At 66.1% G+C, this 23,115-nt stretch carries 26 protein-coding genes and 1 pseudogene; 13 read left to right on the top strand and 14 right to left on the bottom strand.

The annotated features are described in order from the left end of the window. Window positions 1-73: 73 nt before the first annotated feature. The 6 genes from MYA_RS27235 to MYA_RS27260 all read left to right on the top strand — a co-directional run bounded on the left by MYA_RS27235 (window position 74) and on the right by MYA_RS27260 (window position 6,380). Window positions 74-1,075, top strand: coding sequence for an Acg family FMN-binding oxidoreductase (locus MYA_RS27235; protein WP_014726032.1), 1,002 nt, complete (start codon window positions 74-76; stop codon window positions 1,073-1,075). A 19-nt stretch (window positions 1,076-1,094) separates the two neighbouring features. Continuing rightward, window positions 1,095-1,430 carry a c-type cytochrome gene (locus tag MYA_RS27240; RefSeq protein ID WP_014726033.1) on the top strand — a complete coding sequence of 112 codons (336 nt, stop codon included), beginning with the start codon at window positions 1,095-1,097 and terminating at the stop codon, window positions 1,428-1,430. A 22-nt stretch (window positions 1,431-1,452) separates the two neighbouring features. Beyond that, complete coding sequence (locus MYA_RS27245; RefSeq protein ID WP_139164702.1) at window positions 1,453-2,493, top strand: TIGR00730 family Rossman fold protein; 1,041 nt, start codon at window positions 1,453-1,455, stop codon at window positions 2,491-2,493. A 140-nt stretch (window positions 2,494-2,633) separates the two neighbouring features. Then, window positions 2,634-2,855 carry a hypothetical protein gene (locus MYA_RS27250; RefSeq protein WP_011880401.1) on the top strand — a complete coding sequence of 74 codons (222 nt, stop codon included), beginning with the start codon at window positions 2,634-2,636 and terminating at the stop codon, window positions 2,853-2,855. A 201-nt stretch (window positions 2,856-3,056) separates the two neighbouring features. Beyond that, window positions 3,057-4,814, top strand: coding sequence for a SulP family inorganic anion transporter (locus MYA_RS27255; protein WP_014726036.1), 1,758 nt, complete (start codon window positions 3,057-3,059; stop codon window positions 4,812-4,814). A 402-nt stretch (window positions 4,815-5,216) separates the two neighbouring features. Then, the gene (locus tag MYA_RS27260; protein ID WP_041494385.1) at window positions 5,217-6,380 is read left to right on the top strand and encodes a GGDEF domain-containing protein; all 1,164 of its coding nucleotides are present in this window, start codon (window positions 5,217-5,219) and stop codon (window positions 6,378-6,380) included. A gap of 141 nt (window positions 6,381-6,521) precedes the next feature. Here MYA_RS27260 and MYA_RS27265 read toward each other — a convergent pair whose 3' ends face one another. Beyond that, window positions 6,522-7,433 carry a LysR family transcriptional regulator gene (locus MYA_RS27265; protein WP_014726039.1) on the bottom strand — a complete coding sequence of 304 codons (912 nt, stop codon included), beginning with the start codon at window positions 7,431-7,433 and terminating at the stop codon, window positions 6,522-6,524. A 112-nt stretch (window positions 7,434-7,545) separates the two neighbouring features. Here MYA_RS27265 and MYA_RS27270 point away from each other — a divergent pair, with 112 nt between their 5' ends. Genes MYA_RS27270 through MYA_RS27285 form a run of 4 tightly spaced genes read left to right on the top strand, consistent with a single transcriptional unit; the run spans window position 7,546 to window position 10,669 of the window. Beyond that, window positions 7,546-7,992, top strand: coding sequence for an ester cyclase (locus MYA_RS27270; protein WP_014726040.1), 447 nt, complete (start codon window positions 7,546-7,548; stop codon window positions 7,990-7,992). 47 nt (window positions 7,993-8,039) lie between these two features. Further along, window positions 8,040-8,984, top strand: a complete 945-nt coding sequence (locus tag MYA_RS27275; protein WP_014726041.1) for an NADP-dependent oxidoreductase — start codon at window positions 8,040-8,042, stop codon at window positions 8,982-8,984. Window positions 8,985-8,999: 15 nt separating this feature from the next. Then, the gene (locus tag MYA_RS27280; protein ID WP_014726042.1) at window positions 9,000-9,932 is read left to right on the top strand and encodes an SDR family NAD(P)-dependent oxidoreductase; all 933 of its coding nucleotides are present in this window, start codon (window positions 9,000-9,002) and stop codon (window positions 9,930-9,932) included. After that, window positions 9,929-10,669, top strand: coding sequence for an SDR family oxidoreductase (locus tag MYA_RS27285; protein ID WP_014726043.1), 741 nt, complete (start codon window positions 9,929-9,931; stop codon window positions 10,667-10,669). Before MYA_RS27280 ends, MYA_RS27285 begins: the two co-directional genes overlap by 4 nt. Before the next feature lie 203 nt (window positions 10,670-10,872). On the opposite strand, the pseudogene MYA_RS30530 reads toward MYA_RS27285, so the two are convergent. The 4 genes and pseudogenes from MYA_RS30530 to MYA_RS27295 form a co-directional block, all read right to left on the bottom strand. After that, window positions 10,873-11,215 (bottom strand): annotated as a pseudogene (locus MYA_RS30530) (helix-turn-helix domain-containing protein); the annotation flags it as partial. Window positions 11,216-11,314: 99 nt separating this feature from the next. Next, a complete protein-coding gene (locus MYA_RS31570; RefSeq protein WP_158333104.1) occupies window positions 11,315-12,388 on the bottom strand; it encodes a lysozyme inhibitor LprI family protein in 1,074 nt (357 codons plus the stop codon). Window positions 12,389-13,006: 618 nt separating this feature from the next. Continuing rightward, the gene (locus MYA_RS31575) at window positions 13,007-13,558 is read right to left on the bottom strand and encodes a hypothetical protein (protein WP_139164697.1); all 552 of its coding nucleotides are present in this window, start codon (window positions 13,556-13,558) and stop codon (window positions 13,007-13,009) included. A 226-nt stretch (window positions 13,559-13,784) separates the two neighbouring features. Further along, entirely contained in the window at window positions 13,785-14,435 is a 651-nt protein-coding gene (locus tag MYA_RS27295) for a BON domain-containing protein (RefSeq protein WP_014726044.1), read from the bottom strand. 229 nt (window positions 14,436-14,664) lie between these two features. Between MYA_RS27295 and MYA_RS27300 the strand changes: the two genes are divergently transcribed. Further along, on the top strand, window positions 14,665-15,330 hold the full coding sequence (locus MYA_RS27300) for a nitroreductase family protein (protein WP_014726045.1): 666 nt from the start codon (window positions 14,665-14,667) through the stop codon (window positions 15,328-15,330). Window positions 15,331-15,458: 128 nt separating this feature from the next. On the opposite strand, the gene MYA_RS27305 is transcribed toward MYA_RS27300, so the two are convergent. From MYA_RS27305 to MYA_RS27320, 4 genes are all read right to left on the bottom strand, one after another. Further along, window positions 15,459-15,893 (bottom strand): Hsp20/alpha crystallin family protein, encoded by a 435-nt coding sequence (locus MYA_RS27305; RefSeq protein ID WP_014726046.1) that lies wholly within the window; start codon window positions 15,891-15,893, stop codon window positions 15,459-15,461. A gap of 180 nt (window positions 15,894-16,073) precedes the next feature. After that, a complete protein-coding gene (locus MYA_RS27310; protein WP_014726047.1) occupies window positions 16,074-16,349 on the bottom strand; it encodes a DUF1488 domain-containing protein in 276 nt (91 codons plus the stop codon). A 41-nt stretch (window positions 16,350-16,390) separates the two neighbouring features. Then, complete coding sequence (locus MYA_RS27315) at window positions 16,391-16,861, bottom strand: universal stress protein (RefSeq protein ID WP_011880410.1); 471 nt, start codon at window positions 16,859-16,861, stop codon at window positions 16,391-16,393. A gap of 131 nt (window positions 16,862-16,992) precedes the next feature. Then, entirely contained in the window at window positions 16,993-17,433 is a 441-nt protein-coding gene (locus tag MYA_RS27320; protein WP_014726048.1) for a hypothetical protein, read from the bottom strand. 373 nt (window positions 17,434-17,806) lie between these two features. Between MYA_RS27320 and MYA_RS27325 the strand changes: the two genes are divergently transcribed. Next, window positions 17,807-19,408, top strand: coding sequence for a bifunctional aminoglycoside phosphotransferase/ATP-binding protein (locus MYA_RS27325; protein ID WP_041494459.1), 1,602 nt, complete (start codon window positions 17,807-17,809; stop codon window positions 19,406-19,408). Window positions 19,409-19,447: 39 nt separating this feature from the next. On the opposite strand, the gene MYA_RS27330 is transcribed toward MYA_RS27325, so the two are convergent. The 5 genes from MYA_RS27330 to MYA_RS27345 all read right to left on the bottom strand — a co-directional run bounded on the left by MYA_RS27330 (window position 19,448) and on the right by MYA_RS27345 (window position 22,327). Then, window positions 19,448-19,897 carry a CBS domain-containing protein gene (locus MYA_RS27330; RefSeq protein ID WP_011880413.1) on the bottom strand — a complete coding sequence of 150 codons (450 nt, stop codon included), beginning with the start codon at window positions 19,895-19,897 and terminating at the stop codon, window positions 19,448-19,450. 228 nt (window positions 19,898-20,125) lie between these two features. Continuing rightward, window positions 20,126-20,590 (bottom strand): hypothetical protein, encoded by a 465-nt coding sequence (locus MYA_RS27335; RefSeq protein WP_014726050.1) that lies wholly within the window; start codon window positions 20,588-20,590, stop codon window positions 20,126-20,128. Window positions 20,591-20,731: 141 nt separating this feature from the next. Then, a complete protein-coding gene (locus MYA_RS31580) occupies window positions 20,732-21,286 on the bottom strand; it encodes a hypothetical protein (RefSeq protein WP_148278612.1) in 555 nt (184 codons plus the stop codon). Window positions 21,287-21,334: 48 nt separating this feature from the next. Continuing rightward, window positions 21,335-21,799: a hypothetical protein gene (locus MYA_RS27340; RefSeq protein WP_045579989.1), complete on the bottom strand. Its 465-nt coding sequence runs from the start codon at window positions 21,797-21,799 to the stop codon at window positions 21,335-21,337. 78 nt (window positions 21,800-21,877) lie between these two features. Next, complete coding sequence (locus MYA_RS27345) at window positions 21,878-22,327, bottom strand: CBS domain-containing protein (protein WP_014726054.1); 450 nt, start codon at window positions 22,325-22,327, stop codon at window positions 21,878-21,880. Between the two features lie 560 nt (window positions 22,328-22,887). Here MYA_RS27345 and MYA_RS27350 point away from each other — a divergent pair. After that, a complete protein-coding gene (locus MYA_RS27350; protein WP_014726057.1) occupies window positions 22,888-23,103 on the top strand; it encodes a hypothetical protein in 216 nt (71 codons plus the stop codon). The last annotated feature ends 12 nt before the right edge of the window (window positions 23,104-23,115 follow it).

A 23,115-nucleotide genomic window follows, 5' to 3' on the forward strand; every position in this document is an offset into this window, starting at 1 on the left:
AACGGGCACCCGGCCGTTCCTGACACGATGAAGTGGCGTGACGCCGCCCGAGCGACGCGTTGGAGATGACCGAATGATATCCGTTCCCCCCCTTGCCGCGAGCGCCCATCCCGAAGACCAGCTGAAGGCGCTGCTGGCCTATGCGGTGCTGGCCCCGTCGAGCCACAACTCGCAGCCGTGGCGCTTCGTCGTCAACGGCGCGACGATCTCGGTGTGCGCCGATCGCATGCGTGCGTTGCCGGTGGTCGATCCGTTCGACCGCGAGCTGATCATCAGTTGCGGCGCGGCGCTGCTCAATCTGCGCGTCGCGCTCGACCACGCCGGCCTCGCGCACACGATCACGACGTTTCCGTCGGAAGTCGATCCCGATCTGCTGGCGCTCGTGCGCGTCTGCGACGACGGCTATTCGGACGCCGCGCTCGGCGCGCTGTTCGATGCGATCCCCGAGCGCGTGACGACGCGTGCACCGTTCGAATCGAGCGCAGTGCCCGACGATCTGCAGCAAGCGCTGATCACGGCCGGCGTCGCGGAAGGCGCCGAGGTCGCGTGCATCGATGCGCTCGCGAATCGCGCCCGAGTGGCCGAGCTGGTCGCCGAAGCCGACCGTCAGCAGTTCGCCGATCCGCGCTTTCGCCGCGAGCTGGCGAGCTGGATCGATCCGCGCCGGCATACCGACGGGATGCCGGCCTTCGCCGCGGGCGTACCGACCTTGCTCGACTTCGCCGCGCCGGTCGTCACGATGGCGGTGCGGACCTTCGATATCGGCAACGGCCTCGCCGCGCTGCATCACCAGCTCGTCGACGCGTCTCCGTTGATCGTCTGCATCGCGACCGCGCGCGACGACCGCGACGCGTGGCTCGCTGCGGGACAGGCGCTCGAGCGGATTCTGCTGGTCGCGACGCGCGCCGGCTACACGGCGTCGTACCTGAACCAGCCGATCGAGACGCCCGCTTTGCGCGCGCACCTGTGCCACATGCTCGGGCTGCACGGCGAGCCGCAGTTGCTGCTGCGCGTCGGGCGCGGCCCGCAGGCGCCGCGTTCACCGCGCCGCCCGCTCGACGAAGTGATCTCCTGATTCCTGCAAGGACAACCAGATGAAACTCCTGCGTAGCGCAGCGTTGTGCGTGTTCGCCGCGACGGCCGGCCTGGCCGCCGCGCAGACGGCCGTGCCCGAGCCGACCGAGCTGGTCGAAGCGCAGCACTGCATGTTCTGCCACACGGGCGACATGGCGTTCCTCGGGCCATCGTTCCATGCGATCGCCGAGCGCTACCGCGACGATCCGCACGCCGCCGCCGAACTCGAACGCAAGCTGCGCGTCGGCGGCCGCGCGCATTGGGGCGACACGCCGATGCCGTCGGCGATCGATCGCGGCGGCCCGTTGTCCGCGGACGACGCGCATCGGCTCGTGCAATGGGTGCTGAGCCAGTGACCTTCGCATTGCCCTTCCGCTCATGTCGACCGTAGTCAAACCCCCGCTCAAACGCGGGTCCGCCGCTGCCGTGCAGAGCAAGACCGCGCGCCGCACGCCGCGCGACCGGCCTGCCGCGAAGGCGCGCGGCAAACGCGCATGCCGGCGCCCCGGCGCGCTGGTCGGCCACGACGATCGGCTCGGCATCGCGCGCCAGGTCCGGCGCATCACGAAGCGCGCGGCGCGTACGCCCGTGGACGAAGACGCGACGCTGCTGCAAGGCGCCGGCATGCGCGGCATCAGGCTGCAATTCGACTACTGGAAGGCCGAGGAGCGGCTGCAGATGGAGCGCATCGGCCATGCGGTCGTGATCTACGGCAGCACGCGCATCGTCGCGCCGTCGGTCGCGAACGCGCGGCTCGACGAGGCCAACCGGCTGCTCGCGGCGCACCCGCACGACACCATCCGGCGCCGCGCGGTGACGGCCGCCAGCCGGCTCGTCGAACACAGCGCGTACTACCGCGTCGCCCGCGAGTTCGGACGCATCGTCGCCCATGCGGACCGGTGCGCGCGCAGCGCGCGGCTCGCGGTCGTCACCGGCGGCGGCCCCGGCATCATGGAAGCCGCCAATCGCGGTGCCTACGAGCGCGGCGCGCCGAGCATCGGCTTCAATATCGAGCTGCCGCGCGAGCAGCGGCCGAATCCGTACATCACGCCGTCGCTCTGCTTCAGCTTCCACTATTTCGCGATCCGCAAGCTGCACCTGCTCGAACGTGCGAAGGCCGCGGTGTTCTTCCCGGGCGGCTACGGCACGTTCGACGAGCTGTTCGAGGTGCTCACGCTGCTGCAGACGCGCAAGATCGCGCCGCTGCCGGTGATTCTCGTCGGCGAGGCGTACTGGCGTCGCGCGGTCGATTTGCCGTTCCTCGCCGACGAAGGCATGATCGATCGCCGCGATCTCGAGCTGTTCACCTACTGCGAGACTGCGCCCGAGATCTGGCATGCGATCGGCAACTGGTACGCGCAGCGCAGGCCGACACGCGCGGTGCGGCGCAGGGCTGCGCCGAAGCCGCGGGCCGTGTAGGAATCGGCCGACGCGCCGGGCACGATTCCTACCGCGACTTCGGGGCGCGCTGATTGAATCGCGCACGCGCGGCGCCGATACTGAATTCAAGGATACCGGCCGCCCGGCACCCCGCTCGCACGGCAACCAGGAGAGACGCCATGTCATACGCCGACTATCGTTCCGATTCTGCGATGCAGGCCGACACGCGCGCGGCTGCGCTCGACACGGCCGCGCTCGTCGCGCTCGCGCGCGACGCCGGCATGCTCGTGACGCTCGACGGACAGATCGGGCGCGAGCGCTACGAAAGCGTGACGGGTTCGATCGCGACGCTGGCGCGCTTCGCGCAGGCGCTGCGGCAGTCGGTGCTCGAGGCGACGTGATGCCGCGCTTCACGCTGCCGCGCCGCGGCCTCCACGACCCGCGCGATGGCGCCGCGCGCCACGTGCGTGCGCGCACGCGTCGACCTACGCGCGGAAGCTGGCGCCGGCTCCGCTGCGCGGTGCGGGCCGCGTCGCGCTGATGCGACTGCCCGTCGGAGCACGTATCCCATTGCACGCCCATCCCTGCCCGTCGAACCCGCGATGAACCGGCCTTGGTCCGCGCGCGTCGCGCGCATGCTCCCCGGCATCGCACTGCTCACCAACTACCAGCGTGCGTGGCTGTCGCGCGACCTGTACGCGGGCCTCGCGCTGTCGGCCGTGCTGCTGCCGGTCGGCATGAGCTACGCGCAGGCGGCCGGCCTGCCCGCCATCACAGGGCTCTACGCGTCGATCGCCGCGCTGCTCGCGTATGCATTGTTCGGCCCGAGCCGCATCCTCGTGCTGGGGCCGGATTCCGCGCTGGCCGCGCTGATCGCCAGCGCGATCACGCCGCTCGCCGCTCACGATCCGCAGCGCGCGATCGCGCTGGCCGGCGCGCTGGCGCTGTCGGCCGGGACGATCTGCATCCTGCTCGGTGCGCTCGGTCTCGGCTTCGTCACCGATCTGCTGTCGCGCCCGATCCAGTACGGCTACCTGAACGGCATCGCCGTCGCGCTCGCGATCGGCCGCTTGCCGGAGCTGCTCGGCATGCAAACGTCGGGCGGCGACGTCTTCGCCGGCGTGCAGCACATCGCGCATGCGCTCGTCGATGGCCGGTTTTCCGTCGCCGCGGGCGTGCTCGGCGCAGGTGTGCTGGCAGCCATTTTCCTGATGAAGCGCGCGCTGCCGCGCTGGCCCGGCGTGCTGCTCGCCGTGATCGGCGCGACGATCGCGACGAGGCTGTGGCCGCTGCCCGGCGTCGCGACGATCGGCGCGCTGCCGGGCGGCATTCCCGCGCCGCGCCTTCCGGCCGTGTCGCTCGCCGACCTCGGCGCACTGGCGTCCGGCGCGTTCGCCGTCGCGCTGGTGTCGTTTGCCGACATCAGCATGCTGTCGCGTGCGCTGTCCGCCCGCGCGGGCGACACGCCGGACCGCAACCAGGAGCTGATCGCGCTCGGCGCGGCCAACCTGCTGGCCGGCGTGACGCAGGGCTGCGCGGTCAGCAGCAGCGCGTCGCGCACGCCGGTCGCGATCGCCGCGGGCGCGCAAAGCCAGTTGACGAACGTCGTCGCGGCGGCGTGCATCGCGATCCTGCTGCTCGCCGCGCCGACGCTGCTCACGTACGTGCCGCGCACCGCGCTGGCCGCCGTGGTGATCTACGCGGCATGCGGGATCGCCGACTTCCGCAGCGTCGTGCGGCTGTACCGGATGCGCCGCGGCGAATGTCTGATCTCGGTGCTGTGCTTTGCCGGCGTGATCGCGATCGGCGTCGTGCCGGGCATTCTGCTCGCGAGCGGGCTGTCGCTGCTGTCGTTCGTGTGGCGCGCGTGGCACCCGTACGATGCGGTGCTCGGGCGACTGACCGGTGTGCGCGGCTATCACGACGTCGGCCGGCATCCCGACGCGGCGCAGACGCCGGGGCTCGTGCTGTTCCGCTGGGATGCGCCGCTGTTCTACGCGAACGTCGAGATCTTCTGCGAACACCTGCACGCCGCGATCGCGCGCTCGGCGAGCCCGGTCACGCGCATCGTGGTGGCCGCCGAGCCGGTTACCGACATCGACGTGAGCGCCGCCGACCGCCTCGTCGCGCTGCACGCCGAACTGGCGGAGCAACGCATCGAACTCGATTTCGCGGAGATGAAGGGGCCGGTGAAGGATCGGCTGCGCGCTTACGGGCTGTTCGACGTGTTCGGCACCGCGAGCTTCTTTCCGACCGTCACCGATGCGGTTGCCCGGCACGTTCAGCGAACAGAGGGGCATGCGCGCGCGTGCAAGAAGAAACGCGCGATGCGCAAGCGGGCGGCGCGGAAGGCGCGTTAGGGGTGCTGGAGGTGTCGGCTGCGTCGAGCATGATGTACGTAACGCAAGACTCGATCGCTCGGTCAGCGGGAGATCGGGTCCGGGATTGCCTGGTCGTCACTTCGTCACGGGCCGCGATCGACCCGGCGCCGCCGTTCGACTCGAGCGCAAGCGATCACTCGAAGGCTGCTAAAAACCGGATCGCGCGATGCCTGATTCTGCCTCGGACAGGGAACGCCACTCCAGCGATGGCAATGCCCGCGCATGATCCATGCATACTTTCCAGACCCGCACATGCGATACGATGCGCACTCGCCGCCGCAGCGGTGCCATCGAGTCGATTCGTTTTCGTATGACTTTCATTCGTCGAGTGCCGTCTCGTTTATCCTGCTGCGTCCTTCTCTTGTCACCTACCCCGATCTCATGCTCACCCCGCTCGCTCTGATAGGTATCGTGATCCTGTCTTGCCTGATGAGCGTCGCCGTCCTTGGTTCGCTGCTCCGGACTGCGGTGCCGGGTATAGGCCGCTGGTGCGTCGCTCACGCGCTGCTTACCGCTGCATCGTCGTGGGTGTTCATCGCAGGCGCTCAGCCAGGACAGATCGCGACCCTCGGCGCGTCGCTCATCACGCTCGCGGCGGTGCTGCTGCTCGTGCAGGGGATGCGTCAGTTTTTCGGTAAGGATCCGGCGTGGCACGTAGAGTCGGCGGCGTTCGCCATCGTCTGCGTTGCGTTGGTGTACTTCACGTGCGTGTCGCCGAACATCGACGCGAAGGTCGCGCTCACATCGAGCCTCCTCGCCTATGCACGGATCGCCGTGGGTACGTTGGCGCTGCGTCACGCGCCGCGTGATGGAGCGCGCTACCCCTATCGCTTCGTCGCCGCCGCCGCTTATCTGGGTGCGTTGTTCCACGTCACGCGAGCCGTCGCGGCCGCCTTCGGCATGCCGCACATGGCCTTTCCGCAACCGTCGCCCTGGAATGTCCTGTTTCTCGGGCTTGCGATCGTCACGTTGCCGTGCATGTCGACCGGCATGGTGATGCTCGCGCACGATCGGCTCGTCCGAAAGATGGAACAGTTCGCGAGTATCGACGAACTGACCGGCGTACTCATGCGGCGTGCGTTCATGGCGAGGGCGAGCGTCCTGCTTCGCGAAGCGCCGGAAAAGGGCAAGCTGCTGTCGATCGCCATTCTGGACATCGACAAGTTCAAGGCCGTCAACGACGGCTTTGGCCATGCGGTCGGCGACCGAATCCTCAGACATGTCACGTCGGTGGTGTCCGCGCGGCTGCGATCGTGCGACCTTTTCGGGCGTCTGGGTGGAGAGGAGTTCGCGATCGTGTTCGTGGACGCGGGCATGACCGACGCAGCGGCGTTGACGAACGAACTGCGGCTTGCGGTCGAACGATCGCCAAACGAAGGCGTGCGCTGCACGTTCAGCGCGGGGGTCGAATGCGTCACGCCCGGCGATACGCTGGCGGGCGCCCTGGCGCGGGCCGACGCGGCGCTTTACATGGCGAAGGCGACAGGGCGCAATCGAGTCGTGACGGCGTCCGAGGTCGACGAGCGCGACCTCGAAACGCATTGACCTACTGGCACGTCAAAGCCGATCCACCTCGGTGTGATCGCGGCGGCGCACTGAGGCGCCCGATTGGGCTTCGGATGGTCCAAGAGTGAAGGCCAGCGGCGGTCACTCGGGCTTGTTCCCGCTCGCTTTCGCCGCACCGCTTCATAGCGCTTGCGCCACCGACTCGATGAGCGCTCTCAACCATTGCTGCGCCGGATTGCCTTCGCTACGCCGATGCCACATCACGTGAAAGACGATATCCGGCAGCGGCATAGGCGGCGGAAACAACACCAGCTTGCCGCCTGCGGGCGAATTGAGCGCGACCCGTTTCAGGACCGTCGCGGTCATCGCCGTGCGCGCGACGACCGCCGGCACGGCGAACATCTGCGGTAGCGTCAGCGCGAGCGTGCGCTGCATGCCCTGTTGCGCCAGCGCCTCATCCACCAGCCCGTGCCGTTGCCCTTCCGGCGACACAAGCGCATGCGGCAGCGACAGATAAGACTTCATGCTCATTCCGCGCCGCGCCGCCGGATGATGACTCGCGACGATCGTCACGAACTCGTCGCGCAGGATCGGACGAGTGAGGATTCGGCCAACCGGCTGCGTAGGCGGTACGCCGATGGCCGCATCGATCTCGCCTGCATCGAGCATGTCCACTGCATCGTCGCGGTCGTTGAACGCATGCACGTTGATCGCGATGCCGGGCGCCTGCTCGCCGAGCGCTTCCAGGAGCGCGGGCAGAAGCACGAACGCCGGGTAGTCCGACAACCCCAGGTTGAACGCGAGCACCGCCTTGCCCGGCACGAACTCCGGCTGCTTCACCAGGGTGGCTTCGATCTGCCGTAGCGCCTGCGAAATGGGCTCGGCCAGTTCGCGCGCGCGCGGCGTGGGCAGCAGGCCATCCGCGCTGCGCAGAAACAGCGGATCGCCGAGCAGGGTACGCAGCCGCGACAGAGCCGCGCTCATCGCCGGCTGACTCACGCCGACCAGTGCCGCCGCCCGGGTGACGTTGCGCTCGCTCATCAAGACGTCGAAGGCGGCCAGCAGATTCAGATCGATGCCATGAAAATCCATAAATCAAATAATCATTTATATCTGTTATTTGTTGGATGGATTCTACCGGCGGCGCACACTCTCGTCACCTCCAACCGCAACGTCACGACGACGCCACCACGAGAGCACAACCATGACCGCCATCGACTCCCAACTCTCCGAGCGCCTGCGCATCGAACGCGTGGCCGTGGAAACGCTGTACCGCGCATTCAGCGACAACGACCCCGACCTTGTCGACACGGTGCTCGCCCCTGACTGGGAAGATATTCCGCTTGCGCCGGGCCAGGGTCCTGGGCCGGCCGGCATCAAGCCGATCATTGGCAGTTTTGCGCAGGCCTTCCCCGACGTGCGCATCGTCATTCACGACATGGTCCAGGTGCCGGGGCAGATCGCGGTGCGCGCGGAAATTACCGGCACGCATCGCGGCGAACTGTTCGGAATCGCCCCGACCGGCAAGCAGGTCAGCTTCCGCCTGCACGAATTCCACGCGCTGGACGGTCAGCGCGTAACCACCACGTGGCACATGGAGGACTGGTTCGGCCTGTTCCTTCAACTCGGCCAGTTTCCGACGCAAGCCTGAGCTGCCTCGTTCCGAAATCTCGAACCTCTGAAACCTGGACGGGACCCGTGAGCATCGCCCTCAAGCAAACCATGAAAGCAGCAGTCATCACCACCTTCGGCCATCCCGATGTCGTCAGCATCGGCGAGACCGCACTGCGGGACATGCGGCCCGATGAGGCCATCGTCCGCATCGAAGCGGCGGCCGCAAATCCGCTGGACCTGAAGATCGTCGCAGGCTACATGCAGCAGGTTTTCCCCGTCGCCCTTCCCTACACGCCGGGCACCGATTTCAGCGGCATGGTCGAGGCGATCGGCGAGCATGTCACGCATCTGCAGCCGGGTGACCGCGTATTCGGCCGCAGCGCGCCGAGTGCGGGCGGCGCATTCGCGCAGCAGCTGGTGATCGCGGCCGCCGAGCTGTGCGCGATTCCTGCCGGAATGAGTTTTGAGCAGGCGGCGTCGCTGCCGACCACATTCGGCACAGCGCGTCAGGCGCTGTTCGATTCAGGGCGCCTGCAACGGGGACAGCGCGTGCTGATCCATGCGGCAGCCGGTGGCGTCGGCAGCATGGCCGTGCAGCAGGCGCACCTGGCGGGCGCGTATGTGATTGCCACGGCATCGGCAGGCAATATCGAACTGGTGAAGAGCCTCGGCGCGGACGAAGTGATCGACTACCGCACGCAGGACTTTGTACAGATGCGCAATATCGATCTGGTGCTCGACCCGATCGGCGGCGAGACGCTGGAGAAGTCGTGGGCGGTGTTGCGCGAGGGCGGCCGCATCGCGACGCTGGTGGAGTTCGGCATCGAGTCGCGAAACGGGCGTATCGGTGAGGCGGTGTTCTTCAGAAGCGCGACGCCTTCGCTTCCCGAAGCGGTCAGGCAGTTCCGGGCGGGGCAGTTGCAGATCGTCATCGATTCGATCTTCCCGCTGGAAGACACGCGCGCCGCGCTCGAGAAGCTCGCGACGGGTCATACGCGCGGCAAGGTGCTTATCCGCACGCGCATCTGATCGAGGAGCCGGACGATGACATACGAAACGAATCAGGTGGTGCTGGTAACGGGCGCAGGCTCCGGCATCGGACGGGCGATCGCGCTCTCGCTTGCACGCGGAGGACATAGGGTCTATGCGAGCATGCGCGATCCGCAAGAGAAAGATCGCGAACGCAGCGACGCGCTGCAGCAGCTCGCACGACGGGAATCGCTCGCGCTCGACGTGCTCGAACTGGACGTGCTGTCGGAGACGGCCTGCCGTGCCGCCGTCGATTTCATCCTCGCGCAGCAGGGACGCATCGACGTGGTCGTGAACAACGCCGGCATGTTGATGGTGGGCCTGACGGAAGCATTCTCGGTGGAACAGGCCGCGCAGATCATCGATACCAACGCGCTGTCGTGGCTGCGAGTGGATCGCGCGGCGCTGCCCGCGATGCGTCGGCAAGGCCGCGGTCTGTTGATGTACGTGGGCAGCACCACGTCGCGCCTGCACGAGCCGTTCCTCGGGCCGTATACCGCGAGCAAGGCGGCGGGCGATGCTCTCGCCGAGATCATGGCGATGGAAGTGCGGCCGTCGGGCATCGACAGCGTGATCCTCGTCCCCGGCGCCTTTACTTCAGGCACCGAACATTTCTCCGATGCGGGTTCGCCTGCGTATTCCACCATCGAGCGGCAATACGGCCCGCTGGCACAGCGAATCGCGGGTCTCGGCGAGAAGCTCGCTTCCATCGATGCGGGGAACGGCGGCGCGCTCGATGTATCGGCGGTCGGTACGGCGGCGCTCGATGTATTGGCGATGCCGCACGGCCAGCGGCCATTGCGCGTAACCGTCGATGGCCAGCGCAAGGGTACCGAAGCAATCGATGCGGTTCATCACGAGAAGCAGGTCGCGTTTTTGCGCAGGATGGGCCTGGAAGACCTGATCTTGCCGCCGCCCGTCGCAACACGCGAGGAGATGAAAGCATGAGGACGCAACCCGATCGCGCCGCTATCGTGACGGGCGCATCTCGCGGCATCGGCAAGGAGATCGCGCTGCGGCTCGCCGACGACGGCTTCGCCGTCGCGGCAGGTTATGCCGGCAACCGTGCTCAGGCCGACGCGACAGTCGCGGCAATCAAGGCGCGCGGCGGCACGGCCATTGCAGTACAGGGCGACGTGTCCGACGCGGACGATGTCGCGCGCCTGTTCTCGGCGGCGCAACAGGCCTTCGGCCGACTCGATGCAGTCATCAGCAATGCCGGCGTAATGAGCATGGCGAAGATCGAGACCGGCAACGCGGCAGCGTTCGATCGCATGATGTCCATCAACGTGCGTGGCACCTTTCTGGTACTCGCCAAAGCCGCCGAGGTGTTGGGCGATGGTGGGCGCATCGTAGCCTTGTCCACCAGCGCAATCGCCAAGGCGTCGCCGGGCTATGGGCCGTATATCGCCTCGAAGGCGGCCGTCGAAGGCCTGGTCCACGTGCTCGCCAACGAACTACGCGGACGCAACATCACGGTCAATGCGATCGCGCCTGGCCCCGTCGCAACCGAACTGTTTTTCGACGGCAAAACCGAAGAACAGGTGGCGATGCTCGCGAAAATGGCGCCGCTGGAACGACTTGGACAACCGGTAGATATCGCCAATGCGGTCTCGTTCCTCGTGGGTCGGGACGGAGCGTGGATCAATTCGCAAATCGTGCGGGTTAATGGTGGATTTGCGTGACCGAAGGTCGTACGCATGGCATGTATGGTGTCGCCGTCGGGACCGCTGCGTGCATACGTCGTGCGGCGGGCGTCTCATGGGTCGCATGGGATCTGGGAAGTGTGACTCGATCGGGCTCTCCCGAGATTTGACCTAAGCGGCACCAGGGAGCCGGTCGGTTGATTCGGCCAAGGGGTGGGGCTTTACGGCATTGAATGGCCGATGATCATGCGCACGCTCCAGTGAGTGGATCCATCTGCCGGCTTCGTATGCAGGGTCATGTGAATCAGTTGAGCCAGCTGCTCGTCGTCTACCGTGCGCGGTTTGCCGGGACGAACTTCGTCATAAAGTCCGTTGATTCGCTGCTCCAGAAACCGCAGACGCCACTTGCCCACCGTGGCGCGCGTGAGTTGCAGGCGTTGTGCGATTGCGCTGTTCGGTTCGCCGTCAGCCGCGTGCGCCCGCGCGACCAGCAGCCGAAATCGAACGAGAACGTGCTATCGACATCAACTGCGAGCGTTCGTCTTCGCTCAGTACCAGTTCCGCTTTCGGTCGCCCCATGGGCATGCCGATGTCTCCCGTTCCGTTGACGCCAACGTCCTACGCGAACATAGATCGGCTAACAACGGAACAGGACACTAGATGCACCTCGCCAAACATCCACGGTCAAGGAACAGTGTAGTTGCTGCAATCCGGCAATGGATGCTCTGGCATATAGATGCTCTGGTCGGCCTTGAAATGGAAGATGCGCTTATAGGTACACTGTTGGTCCACGGCGGTGACGAGATCCCGCTTGCGCAGCGGCGGCCCAGCTAGAGAATCCTTATTGCGCGAAACTTTGCCGGGAAAACTTGTGGCTCGCGTTTGGTAGATCAGGCGCGGAAAACCAGATTTGACGGACTGATCTAGTCCGAGCGTTGCGGTGAATTGGTAATCGTCATGGCACGCACCAAGCCGGCGGCGCGCGTCTTGGTCGGTAAAACAGGCGCGAATCAACAACGATCCTGCAATGGGGACGGACAACACTTCATGCTCATGGAGCGTAGACCTTTCCCCGCCTACTTCAAACAATCGCAATTCCGACGCATCACCGCCACCGCCTGAGTACGCAGTGGAGACGTTCACCATCACGCCTACCAGAATGACGCCATTGTCATCGACGAGTCGCAACACGTGAGGCCATAGTGTGACGTTTATGTTTTGAGGAGCGTCCGGTATATCAGACAACGTTAAGCGATAGGTGGAGGGGTTTGCCCCCCAACTGTCGATCTGTATTAGTGGCGGAGAGTCGGCATCTTCATGCACGACTTGAACACAGAGGCGTTTGTCGACAGTGCATCTCTTTCCTTCGGCGGCAGTTGACCGCCCCCGACTTTCCTCTATCAATGCTTCCAGGCGATTACCTGCCTGATCCACATACACTGTGGACTGAGCGCCCACCAGTGCAGCCAATCGCTCGTTGTAGCGCGCACTCAGACACGAAGTATCTGCACCACATGCATCCCGAAACTTTAGCCATTTCAATTGGGATGCCTGTATGGCGGCCGGGGCAATGGCAACGTCCGACGCATCGTTCCAGGCGACTGAAAGCTTGCTATCCAGTTTTGATAACTTGTCGTTGGCGCAAATCGTTTTCTCGGTGATGGAAGTTGCTTTGGTGCAATCAAAGCTGGCCGCATGACCCGACGGCGAAACTAGAAGGAACGCACCAGCACTCAACAACGACAGCAGTTGGTTCAATCGAAGACTCATGCTGAAATCAAAAAATAACCAAAACTCAATCATAGATTGTCGACAATCGACGGGCCGGTCCACCACTCTGAACCTTCAGTTACTTCAACGCGTCGACCTAGCTAAAACCTGTGTGGGTATGCCTCAGGTGATAAAAGCCAAACCTCCGCCTTACATTGCTGCCCGGTGCGGACGCCCGTGCCGCCCACGAATTCGTGATATGCAGATGACCAGTAGTCAGCGCGCACCTGGTAGATCGGGTGATAGCCTGAAATGACCTCCTTCAGGGAACCGTCTGATCGTTGCGCAGTTAGGGACAAGTTCACAATTAGGTCGGATGGACGAGATGAGCGGGACATAAACAGATGTGCGGTAGCTGGTCGTTGAAGGGGGTTTGTCAACGATTCAGCTCGGTCGCATCGAATGTCCCCTCTTGGCCGAGGCTGTGTAAAAACGTGTGCCGGGGCCGGCCAATGGAGAAAGCGACCCGCCAGAATGCTCTGTATCGGCCTCGCGGCACTTCGGGAAGGGTAAAGCGGCACCCGAAAAACGGGTAATTTCGCGTTTTGACACGGCCTCGGCCGATCGCCGCCGCATGCAAATCGGGGGAACGAAGCCCTCGGCTTCTTATTCCCACCAACAATAAAGCGGGTTTCCACAAACGCCGTATGCACCAAGGTCATCGGGATCGGTTCCCCAGAAACAGTAATACTCACCTTCTTCGGGCTCGAAAACTAGCCAATATCCCGCGTCCCTCGCGAGAAGATAGCCCGCAACTTTGGAGCCAAGCTCACGGTGCTTGAAGCCGGGCGCTACAACGGTAGCGGAAACCCACTCCGCCGCTGTCGCGTGTCTTCTGATACTCGCGCGAAGACCTTCAAAATACTCCGCCTCATTTCGCCCCTTGGGCACAATGATTCCCGATGTATCACCAAGGTCGATCTCCAATCGCGCCCAGTATGGATTCAGTTTGGTGATTGGCTGCATGGCAAAAAGGGTCCCGACGCCAGCTTCGGAGATGGATGAATTTGTGTGCGTGCTGATGATACAGGAGAGTGATCCGCTTGCCGGCTGCTGCTGCCGCTCGAATGTCTGAGCGAAACCTCGGCCGAGCGTCGCATGTTGGCCGAACAGAGTCAGACGATCTGGCGCTGTCCGTTTGGTCCAGTCCAGCCTCATACACATGATCCGACATGGCAATCGGCGCGGTGCGCGCGCAGCCTGCCGATTGCCGCCCCGCGCTCGTGCGCTCAGCGTGTCTTCCGCAACCATCGGCTCGCAAGAGCCATTCATCCAATGCGATTCGATGATGATGGATATTCCGCAGCGAAAGCCTCCCGCCCCGAAGCATCCCCACCCGACGTAACGTACCCTCGCCTCGAGCCCCCTCTCACCAGCACGCCCGTCACTCGACCACCAGATCGTCGACGACCGCACGCACGCCGCGCGCCGACCACGCAGCACCGCGCACGGCCTTGCGCTCGGAAAACGAGCCGACCTTGCCGGACAGCCGCACGGTACCGTCGTGCACGTCGATCGTGATGTGCTTCGCCTCGCGCTCCGCGTGGCGCATGATCGCGCGCTTGATGTTGCCGCTGATGTCGTCCGCGCCGACCGTGCCCAGCACCACGATGTGGTCTGTCACGCCCGTCACGCTGCGCATCTGCGAGATCGCCCGCACGGCCAGATGACTCTGGTACGCCCAGTCGACGGTGCCTGACAGCGTGATCCAGCCGCGCTCGACCTGCACCTTGATCGCGTCGTCGTGCACCCCGACCGTCCAGTGCAACACCGACCGCACCGCCTTCGCGATGTCCTCGTCGGTGCGCACGTCGTCGTCCAGCAGGTGCACGGTCATGTCGACGACGAGCGCCTTCACGCCGGCCACACGGTTCGCCGCGCGTTCGATCGCCAGCTTCTCCGCATAGCTCGGCGGATGCCCCGAAAGCGTCACGATCCGGTCGGCCACTTCGACGCCGATACGTGTCGCATCGATCGCCGGGTCGGACTCCAGTTCGTCCTGGACGTCCTGCTTCAACTGCTTGTCGGTTTTCATCGTTGCTCTCCTGTGAGCCGCGGCGCGCCTGTTCGCCGCACTCAGCCAGATTTGCACACGCGCGGCGGCGGCTCGCTGACGCAGGTCAACGGATGCGTCGCGCGGCTTCGTGCGCCGGGCCGGCGCGTCGGTTGACGGAGGTCAATGCGGTGCCGCCCCGCCGCCGTATCGTGAAATCGAAGATGCGCACCGTTCCAGGCACGCGCATCCAAGCCTGAAGGAGACTCGTATGACCGAACCGCAACGATTGGCCTACTCGCCGGCGCCCGCTGCACTGCCGGCCCCTGCGCACGGCGAGTCGCCGGAGATCGTCGATCTGCCGAGCCCGATGCTCGACAACGACGTGCCGCTGATGGCGGCGCTCGCCACCCGGATGAGTTCCCGCGAATTCGCGGCCGCGCCGCTGCCGCCCGCGACGCTCGGCACGATGCTGTGGGCCGCGAACGGGATCAACCGTCCGGCGAGCGGCGGCCGCACGGCGCCGTCCGCGCACGCGTTCAATGAAATCGACGTGTACGTCGCGCTGCCGTACGGCGTCTATCGCTACGACGTGCCCGCGCACCGCCTCGTGCTGAAGCACGCGGTCGATGCGCGCAACCTGACCGGCTATCAGGACTTCGTCGGCCGAGCGCCGCTCGACCTCGTCTATGTCGTGCGCACTTCCGCGATACTCGACATGCCGCCGCAGCAACGCGACGTGTTCGCGGCAGTCGCGGCCGGCGCCATCTCGCAGAATGTGTCGCTATATTGCGCGTCGGCCGGCCTCGGGACGGTCGTGCGCGGCTGGATCAACCACCGTGCGCTCGCCGACGCGCTGCGGCTGAACGAGGACGAGTTGCCGATCCTCGCGCAGACGGTCGGCTTCCACGTCGGCAACACGGCGACACACGGGTGACGCATGCGCCGGCCGCTGCAACGAAAATGAAACGAAACGGCGCACGGATCGCTCCGTGCGCCGCTTATCGTTTCTCGTTGCTCGCGACGGGCGATGCGCAGATGCGCTTGCCCGCCACGCGCTTCCGCTCAGCTGATCGCGAGCTTCTTCTGCCCGACCGGCGCCTTCTTCGGCAGCGTCAGCGACAGCACGCCATCCTGGTACGTCGCCGTCGCATTCGCGTCGTCGATGTCCGCGGCCAGCGAGAACGAGCGGCTGATCGCGCCGCTATAGCGTTCGCGCCGGATCACGCGCTCGCCGTCCTTCTGTTCTTTGTTGCGTTCGACCTTCGCGTTGATCGAGACGGTATTGCCGGTCACCTGGACGTCGATGTCGTCCTTCGCCACGCCGGGCAACTCCGCCTTGACCGTGTACGCGCCGTCGTTCTCGGTGACGTCGATCTTCATCGACGCGAGGTCGGGCTGGTCGGCAAGCGTCATGCCGCGCAACGGCCTGAACAGCCCATGGAACAGGTCGGAAACGGGCTCGATCGAAAACGGATCGTAACGGGTCATATTGCTCATGGTTCGTAACTCCTGAGACGGTTGACGTGCGGCCGGCGCTTGCGTCCCGACAGGCGCGGCCGCGCTGAAGATCGAATGGCGCGACGACGCTGCCGCGCAAGGGACGAAGATCGTTCGAAACGCAACGTACCGGCCCGCCGCCGCGCGCGCTCGAAGCGCGCCGACGGCGGCGGCCGGCACTCATCTGCAGAACCTGAAATAGCCGCTGTGCAGCAGGATCGGCCGCCCGTCCATCTCCTCGAGCAGCGCGCGCGCGGCGCGCTCGATCGCGGGACGATGGCGCGCGAACGCGTCGACCAGATCCTGCTCGCGCGGCGAGGCCGCGCGAAAGTGATCTTCCAGCGCTTCCGCGGTGATCGCGCAGCGCACACGCCGGCCTTCGACGAGCGCCGGGAAGATCAGCGCGGGATCGAGGCCGGAATACGTCGGATGTTCGGATGGAAACGAGATCTGCATGATGGTGACCTGACCAGGTAGCGCGCAGTTCGTCGCGGCCGCTAGGCGGCCGTCTTGGCCGGCGCGGGATCGTCGCTGCGCAGCAGCAGGACCGGGCAACTCGAGCCGCGCAGGAAGCGCTCGGCGACGCTGCCGAGGAACAATCGCCGGACCCCGCGTCGCCCGTGCGTGCCGATGACCGCGAGGTCGATCGCGTGCTCGGCGACATAGCGTTGCAGCCGCTCGGCGACGTCCTGCCCGAGTTCCGTCTCGATGAGCTCCGTGTCGCCGTTGACGGCCGCATGCGAAATCGCGCGTTCCGCGTCGTGCAGCACGGCCGTGCCGTCGCGGCGCACGTCGTCGAGCAGCGCGTCGGGGTCGATGCGCCCGCCGTACGCGAGCAGGATCGACTTGTCGACGGCGAACACCGCGAACAGGCGCGCGCCGCACGACGCAGCGACCTTCAGCGCTTCGTCGAGCGCCCGTTTCGAAGACGGACTGCCGTCCACGGCGACCATGACGTTCTTGTACATACCGACCTCGCTGGGAGAACCGACGCGCCTGTGGCGTTCGGTGCAATTCCATCATCGGCGCTTGCCGCCGGCGGGCGTTGACCGAAGTCAACGGTTTGGAAGCGTGAAGCGATCGGCAGCAGCGCGGCGCGTTAGCCCGGCAGATTCCCGTCCGCGCGGAAGCCGCGCTCGATGTCGAGAATTTTCCGTGCGCATGCATCGTATTGCCATCCGGGGCCGCCGGCGCTGTCGTACATGCCTTTGCACATCGCCTTGAGCCGGATCACCGACGCGCCGTCGCCCGCTGCGGTGCGCGACGCCCACAGATAGACTTCGCCGGCCAGATGCGGCTGCGCCGTTTCGATCCGGTCGGCGCTCGCGCGCGTGATCCGCGTCGCCGAATGGGTTTCGATGTAGCGCCGCACGCGAGCCCACTCGCGGTCGCATTCGGATGCCGTCGAACATTGCACCGCGGCGGACTGACGCGCCGCCAGCAGTTGCGTCTCCGACTTCCTGAACGCGGTCGCCTGCTCCGTGTCCGCACACGCGGCCAACGCGAGCAGCATGCCGATCGCCAATCCCCATCGCTTCATCGCCAACGCCTCTCCAGACCAGGAATTCCGCACACGATCGCGCGGCGTGAACGCGTACGGCCGCGGCCGTGACGCAACGCACATGCCGCCGGCGTGCACGCTCGCGCATCGCTGCGCGACTACTGGCACCGACTGTATTGCCGCCGCGCGGAATGCGGTTGACCTGCATCAAGCGTGCCTCTGCACGGCGGCGTTGACCCGTATCAAGCCGGATCGCGCGCCGATCGGCTGCAATAGCGAGGTCGCGTCGCCGGTCGCCCGATGTCGCTCGATCCGGCGACGTCCGGCCAACAGGCGCACGCTGCGGCTTGCGTGCGAATTCCACCCGCGGGGCGTCGACGAACACGCGCCTCGTCCGACCGCTCCGTTCACCATGTCCCGAACGCGCCACGTATCGTTCTCGCTGGGCCGCGCCAACGCACGACGCAAGGCGATCCAGTTCGATCGCGCATTGCGCCGCCCGGCAACCTATCCGCACCCCGCAGGCCGCATCGAGCGGATCGAAACGCATCTGTCCGTCGTCTATCTGGCCGGACGCTACGCGTACAAACGTATCAAGCCGGTGCGCTTCGCGTTCGTCGATCTCGTGCGGCCCGCGCAACGGCGCCGCTGCGCGCTCGCGGAATACACGCTCAATCGCGCGCTCGCTGGCCCGCTGTACCTCGGCGTCTGGCCGCTCGTCGCGCGCGGCCGACACTGCGCATTCGGCGAGCCGGTGCAGACCGGCGCGCGCCGGCAACGGCAGCCAACGCCCGGCGAGTACCTCGTACGCATGCGCCGGTTCGACGCACGCGCGATGCTGTCGATTCGCAGCGCGGCGCACGACGCCGGCCTCGTGGATGCCGATGCGCTCGCCGCCACGCTGGCCGGCCATCATCTGCACGCGCCGCGCAACGCACCGCGCAGCCACTTCGGCAGCGCGGCGAGCGTGACCGCGCAGTGCCGGCCGCTGCTCGATACGCTCGACGTCGCGCTGCCGCGCGAAGCCGCGCTGCACGCTTGGTACGAAGCGGAACTGACGCGCATCGCACCGCTGCTCGCCGAGCGGCACGCGCAGGGCTTCGTGCGCGCATGCCACGGCGATCTGCATCTCGACAACATCGTGCGCTGGCGCAACCGCATCCTGATGTTCGACTGCATCGAATTCGACGACGCGCTGCGCTGGATCGACGTGGCGAGCGATCTCGCGTTCGCGCTGATGGACTTCTCCGCACACGGTCGGGACGATTGCGCGCACCGCTTGCTGTCCGGGTGGCTCGCGCGCACCGGCGACTACGCGGCGCTCGGCGTGGTGCCGTGCTATTTCGTCTATCGCGCGCTGGTGCGCGCCCTGACCGCGCGACTGCGGGGCGACGATGCAGCGCGCGACCGCTATCTGCGCATTGCAGCGGCGATGGCCGACACACGCCGCGACGCGCAACCGCTGCTGCTCCTGTGTCACGGCGTGTCGGGCTCTGGCAAATCGCTGGCCAGCCGCGCGCTGGCCGAGCGGCTCGGCGCGATCCGGCTGTCCAGCGACGTCGAGCGCAAGCGGCGCGCGGGCGTACCGGACGAAACGCGCCTGTCCGCCAGCGCCTATTCGGACGCGGCGATCGAGCGGATCTACGAACGGCTGCTGGCAGCGGCCGCGACCGTCATCGACAGCGGCTACACGGCGATCGTCGATGCGACGTTCCTGCGCGAAGCCGACCGCGCGGCATTCGTGTCGCTCGCCGCACGGCGCGGCGTGCGCATCGCGATTCTGGATTTCACCGCGAGCCCGGCCACGCTCGCCGCACGCGTGGCCGCAAGGGCAGCACGCGGGAACGATTCTTCCGATGCCGACACCGCCGTGCTGGCGCGGCAGCTCGAGCATGCGGACGCGCTGACCGACGCGGAGACTGCGATCGCGATTCGCTTCGACACCGACTGCGATGCCGCGGCATACGAAAGCAGCGAGTTCTGGGCGCCGTTGTTCGAGGCGCTGCACGCGTAAAAGCGGGCTGCGCGCGCCGCCGCAAGGTTTACGCGTGGCTCACGTGCGGAACCGGTGCTCCTCGATCTGCTGCAGCTTGCCGACTTCCGCGACGCCGCCGAGCAATCCGGCGAGATGCTCGACGAGGTCGTCGAGCGTCACGATGCCGACGAGGCGGCCTGCGTCGTCGACGACCGGCAGCCGGCGGATGCCGGACCGGCGCATCTCCTCGAGCGCGACGCCGATCTCGTCGGTCTCCGCCACCACGACCAGACCGCGCGACATGATCTGCCCGGCCGTCACGTCGGCCGGATCGTCGCCGCGCGCCATCACCTCGACCACCAGATCGCGGTCGGTCACCAGACCGATCGGGATGGCCTCGCCGTTGCGGTACTCGATCACGACGATATCGCCGACATGCCCGTGCCGCATCCGGTCGGCCAGTTCGAACGCGCTGCATTCGGCCGTGCACGACTCGACCGGCTGGGTACAGATTCTTCCGATGTGCATGATGACGCTCCCGTTGCCCGATGCATGGGCGATCCCCGCGCCGCGACGACGCGTGCCCACGAATTCAGAGTAAGCGCGACACCCGCGGCCGGGTTGACTCACGTCAACGTGCGTCCGGCGTGCGGGTTTTGGCGGGGTTCGGGTGGCGATGCGGCAGCTGCGACGCCTCGCGCGACGGATGTGCGCGGCGTGTGTCGTCGGCCACGCACGCGCTCCGCCCGGTGCGGCCTAGATGCTGAGATAGCCCTGGAATAGCCACGGAGGGCCGCTTCGCTCGCCTGTCGCGCGGCCGCTGGCTGTCGGTGCGCAGATTCCCGAGAAGCCCGGTGAACCGTCCTGCCAGAACGTCGGCACGAACGAAAACTCGCCGTTGACGGTCATCACGAAGTCGGAGTTGAACGGCGACGGCGCGAAGATCGTCACCTCATGGAAGAACGATGCGGCGTCGTCTCGCGCCGTGCTGCGCGCGGCGAACAGCCCGCGTGCGTCGTAGCGCGCCGGCAGCGTATAGATATTGCCGTCGCGCTCGACCGTTTCGCCCGGCGTGTACACGAGTTCGACGCCCGGATAGGGCAACCGGTACGGCTCGCGACAGACCGGGCCGTCCGGCCCGAGCGCGAGCGGCGGATGCGCCCACATGGAAAGCGCCAGCGGGCTCGTGCGCTGCGCGAAGTATTCGGCAAGCCAGTTCATGATCATTCCTCCCGTAGGCGGTTATTGGAATCGGATGGCGCGGACGACGCGCCGTCGTCGAACGATGCAGTGAGGCTCGCGCATCGACGCTTCGGGCATCGGGAAGCGGCGTTCGAACGCGCTGCAACGGCGTATCCGCACCTACTCATCCTTGCGTCTCTCTTCGTTGCTCTCGCGCTTTTCGCTGCGATCGATGCGGCCGGCATTCATGATGCGCAGTTCCACCGTGACCTCATATGCGTATGCGATTTCGGCCCGACATGTCGAGCGGGTGTCTGAACGAAGCCGTCGACGAACGCTCGGCGCGGGCCGCCGTCGGCTACGTTGGCAGGAACCGCACATGTCGCCGCTACTGCGCGAGAACGCTGCGATCATTCTCGATCGCGCTGCGCGATGGGGGTTGACGGAGGTCAATGTACCAACCCGCATGCCGCGCGCGTGTTCGAACGCGCTGGAACGCGCGTGCCGATGCGTTACAACGTGAAGGCGTCGGACTTCTTCGTCTCGCACCATGTCATGCAGTTGCGCAAGGTTTTCAGCGCCGCGCTCGGCCTTGAATATCGGTGACGTGTCGTACTTGCCGTTTGGCGTGGGACGCATCACACGGATGCGGCAGCGATAACGTCCCGCCCCGACGATGCTCGTCTCGATCGCCATCAAGCAACGCGCGTCGTGCAATTCAGCTGAAATCGTCACGGTCGTTCCGGCGTTCGTGCCGTCTGGCCGATGCCACAGCGGCGATGCTCACGTATCGATACCTGCGCCGCGATCAAAACGCCGCAGCCACCGCCGGATCAGCATGACCGTCCCCGCGACGACGACCAGAATCGTCGCGCACAGCAACAGCACATAGCCGACCAGATACCGGAATTCGGCGATGCGCTGCTGGAGTACCCACGTGCGGTACGACGCGACGTCGCTCGCGGCGTCCGGATACGACGCGCGATACACGAACAACGGCATGCACAAGTCATTTTCCGGAAGCGGTGTGGTCAGCAGCGAGCCGGCCGGGCGCACGCCCACGCGCGCACATTCCGACGCGTTCATGCCGGCGACGACACCTTCGCGTACAGGATGGTCGTAGATCGCACCGAGCCATGTGATGGCTGCCGACAGCAGCACGCAGAGACCGACGCAGCCGAGCCACCAGCGCAGCCGGGCGGGCGTAGCGGTATCGGCCTCCGTATCGGGATCGGGATCGCGCGTCATCGCATCGCGCACGCACGGTCGATGAGGCGCGCCGTTATCGAGCCGGCTGCTGCGCCGCACACCGCGCACCGTCCCCGCTCACCCACGCTGCTTCTCCTCGAAATACACCTGACGCGCAGCGACGAGACGCAATTCATCGAGCAGCGCCGCGGCCGCGCGCAGCATGTCGTCGAGCGACACGACGCCGACCAGTTCCCCATCGGCGCCGACGACCGGCAAGCGACGCACGCCATGCTGGCGCATCCGCTTCGCGAGCAGCCAGATGTCGTCGTCGGCGTTCGCGAGCGCGACGGGCGCCGACATCACGTCGCCGACGAACAGCGCGCCGGGCGCCGCGTCGGCGCGTACCACGGTCAGCACGATGTCCCGATCGGTGACCATCCCGACCGGCACGCGCCGCCCGTCCTGTTCGCTCACGACGACGAGATCGCCCGCGTGGGCGTCGCGCATCATGGCGGCCGCCTCGACGACGGTAGCCTGCGTCGTACACGTGGCGACATCGCGGGTGCAAAGCATCGCGGCATTCATGTCGATTCTCCCGTCAGCAGTTCAGCGCAACACCGGTCGATGCCCGTCGCGACGCACGACGCCCTGCTTCGGCTCGCTGTCGCATTGGATGGCCACCGGCTCGTGTCCGCATCGGATACGAACAACGGTACGTGCGGCGTCGCCGCCGCGAATTGATGCTAGTCAGCGCGACACGGCGGCGTCGGAACGCGAAATCGTCGGGCGATTCGGCACATTCGCGAGCAACGCGCGCACGATCCCTGCCGCCTCGTCGACGTGCATGGGAAGACGGCACCCGACATGCCGACGCGGATCGCGATCGACATGCGGGAACGTCGATCTTCGCTCCGACGTGCCGATCGACCTTGACGCAGGTCATCCGGCGAGCTTCGGCGATCGAAGCAATCGAAGCGGTCAACGACGGATCCGACGCGACGACAGCCGAGCACTGCGGCGATGCAGCATGCCGATTCGGCTGAACGTCGCCGCGAAAAATCGGATGAATCGCTGCGTTGAGCGGCATCAAGACACGACCGCGTCGCGAGGCTCAGCATGCACCGGTCAACCTCGGGAGACCACGAATGAACTGGTACTGCGACGTCGAACGCGAGCTGTCCCATATCGAAGGTTCCATTCGTCTGCTCGAGCAGACACGCTCCTACTTCCCGGGCAGCGCATCCGTGAGCGATCCCGCGTACTGGCGCGCGAGACTGAACGCGGTCAGGGAGACCGTCGAGCGCAATAATGCGCTGCTGCGCCGCACCGACGAGATCTTCGCGCTGCTCGACCGCCTTTGAGCGCGACGCGCG

It is taken from the genome of Burkholderia sp. KJ006, from assembly GCF_000262695.1.
In the GTDB taxonomy this organism is placed as follows: domain Bacteria; phylum Pseudomonadota; class Gammaproteobacteria; order Burkholderiales; family Burkholderiaceae; genus Burkholderia; species Burkholderia vietnamiensis.

What these genes read in the sequence shown, in the direction of transcription:
- MYA_RS27235 (WP_014726032.1), top strand. Translation starts at nt 74, where the DNA reads ATGATATCCGTTCCCCCCCTTGCCGCGAGCGCCCATCCCGAAGACCAG.
- MYA_RS27240 (WP_014726033.1), top strand. Translation starts at nt 1,095, where the DNA reads ATGAAACTCCTGCGTAGCGCAGCGTTGTGCGTGTTCGCCGCGACGGCC.
- MYA_RS27245 (WP_139164702.1), top strand. Translation starts at nt 1,453, where the DNA reads ATGTCGACCGTAGTCAAACCCCCGCTCAAACGCGGGTCCGCCGCTGCC.
- MYA_RS27250 (WP_011880401.1), top strand. Translation starts at nt 2,634, where the DNA reads ATGTCATACGCCGACTATCGTTCCGATTCTGCGATGCAGGCCGACACG.
- MYA_RS27255 (WP_014726036.1), top strand. Translation starts at nt 3,057, where the DNA reads ATGAACCGGCCTTGGTCCGCGCGCGTCGCGCGCATGCTCCCCGGCATC.
- MYA_RS27260 (WP_041494385.1), top strand. Translation starts at nt 5,217, where the DNA reads ATGCTCACCCCGCTCGCTCTGATAGGTATCGTGATCCTGTCTTGCCTG.
- MYA_RS27265 (WP_014726039.1), bottom strand. Translation starts at nt 7,433, where the DNA reads ATGGATTTTCATGGCATCGATCTGAATCTGCTGGCCGCCTTCGACGTC.
- MYA_RS27270 (WP_014726040.1), top strand. Translation starts at nt 7,546, where the DNA reads ATGACCGCCATCGACTCCCAACTCTCCGAGCGCCTGCGCATCGAACGC.
- MYA_RS27280 (WP_014726042.1), top strand. Translation starts at nt 9,000, where the DNA reads ATGACATACGAAACGAATCAGGTGGTGCTGGTAACGGGCGCAGGCTCC.
- MYA_RS27285 (WP_014726043.1), top strand. Translation starts at nt 9,929, where the DNA reads ATGAGGACGCAACCCGATCGCGCCGCTATCGTGACGGGCGCATCTCGC.
- MYA_RS31575 (WP_139164697.1), bottom strand. Translation starts at nt 13,558, where the DNA reads ATGAGGCTGGACTGGACCAAACGGACAGCGCCAGATCGTCTGACTCTG.
- MYA_RS27295 (WP_014726044.1), bottom strand. Translation starts at nt 14,435, where the DNA reads ATGAAAACCGACAAGCAGTTGAAGCAGGACGTCCAGGACGAACTGGAG.
- MYA_RS27300 (WP_014726045.1), top strand. Translation starts at nt 14,665, where the DNA reads ATGACCGAACCGCAACGATTGGCCTACTCGCCGGCGCCCGCTGCACTG.
- MYA_RS27305 (WP_014726046.1), bottom strand. Translation starts at nt 15,893, where the DNA reads ATGAGCAATATGACCCGTTACGATCCGTTTTCGATCGAGCCCGTTTCC.
- MYA_RS27310 (WP_014726047.1), bottom strand. Translation starts at nt 16,349, where the DNA reads ATGCAGATCTCGTTTCCATCCGAACATCCGACGTATTCCGGCCTCGAT.
- MYA_RS27315 (WP_011880410.1), bottom strand. Translation starts at nt 16,861, where the DNA reads ATGTACAAGAACGTCATGGTCGCCGTGGACGGCAGTCCGTCTTCGAAA.
- MYA_RS27320 (WP_014726048.1), bottom strand. Translation starts at nt 17,433, where the DNA reads ATGAAGCGATGGGGATTGGCGATCGGCATGCTGCTCGCGTTGGCCGCG.
- MYA_RS27325 (WP_041494459.1), top strand. Translation starts at nt 17,807, where the DNA reads ATGTCCCGAACGCGCCACGTATCGTTCTCGCTGGGCCGCGCCAACGCA.
- MYA_RS27330 (WP_011880413.1), bottom strand. Translation starts at nt 19,897, where the DNA reads ATGCACATCGGAAGAATCTGTACCCAGCCGGTCGAGTCGTGCACGGCC.
- MYA_RS27335 (WP_014726050.1), bottom strand. Translation starts at nt 20,590, where the DNA reads ATGAACTGGCTTGCCGAATACTTCGCGCAGCGCACGAGCCCGCTGGCG.
- MYA_RS27340 (WP_045579989.1), bottom strand. Translation starts at nt 21,799, where the DNA reads ATGACGCGCGATCCCGATCCCGATACGGAGGCCGATACCGCTACGCCC.
- MYA_RS27345 (WP_014726054.1), bottom strand. Translation starts at nt 22,327, where the DNA reads ATGAATGCCGCGATGCTTTGCACCCGCGATGTCGCCACGTGTACGACG.
- MYA_RS27350 (WP_014726057.1), top strand. Translation starts at nt 22,888, where the DNA reads ATGAACTGGTACTGCGACGTCGAACGCGAGCTGTCCCATATCGAAGGT.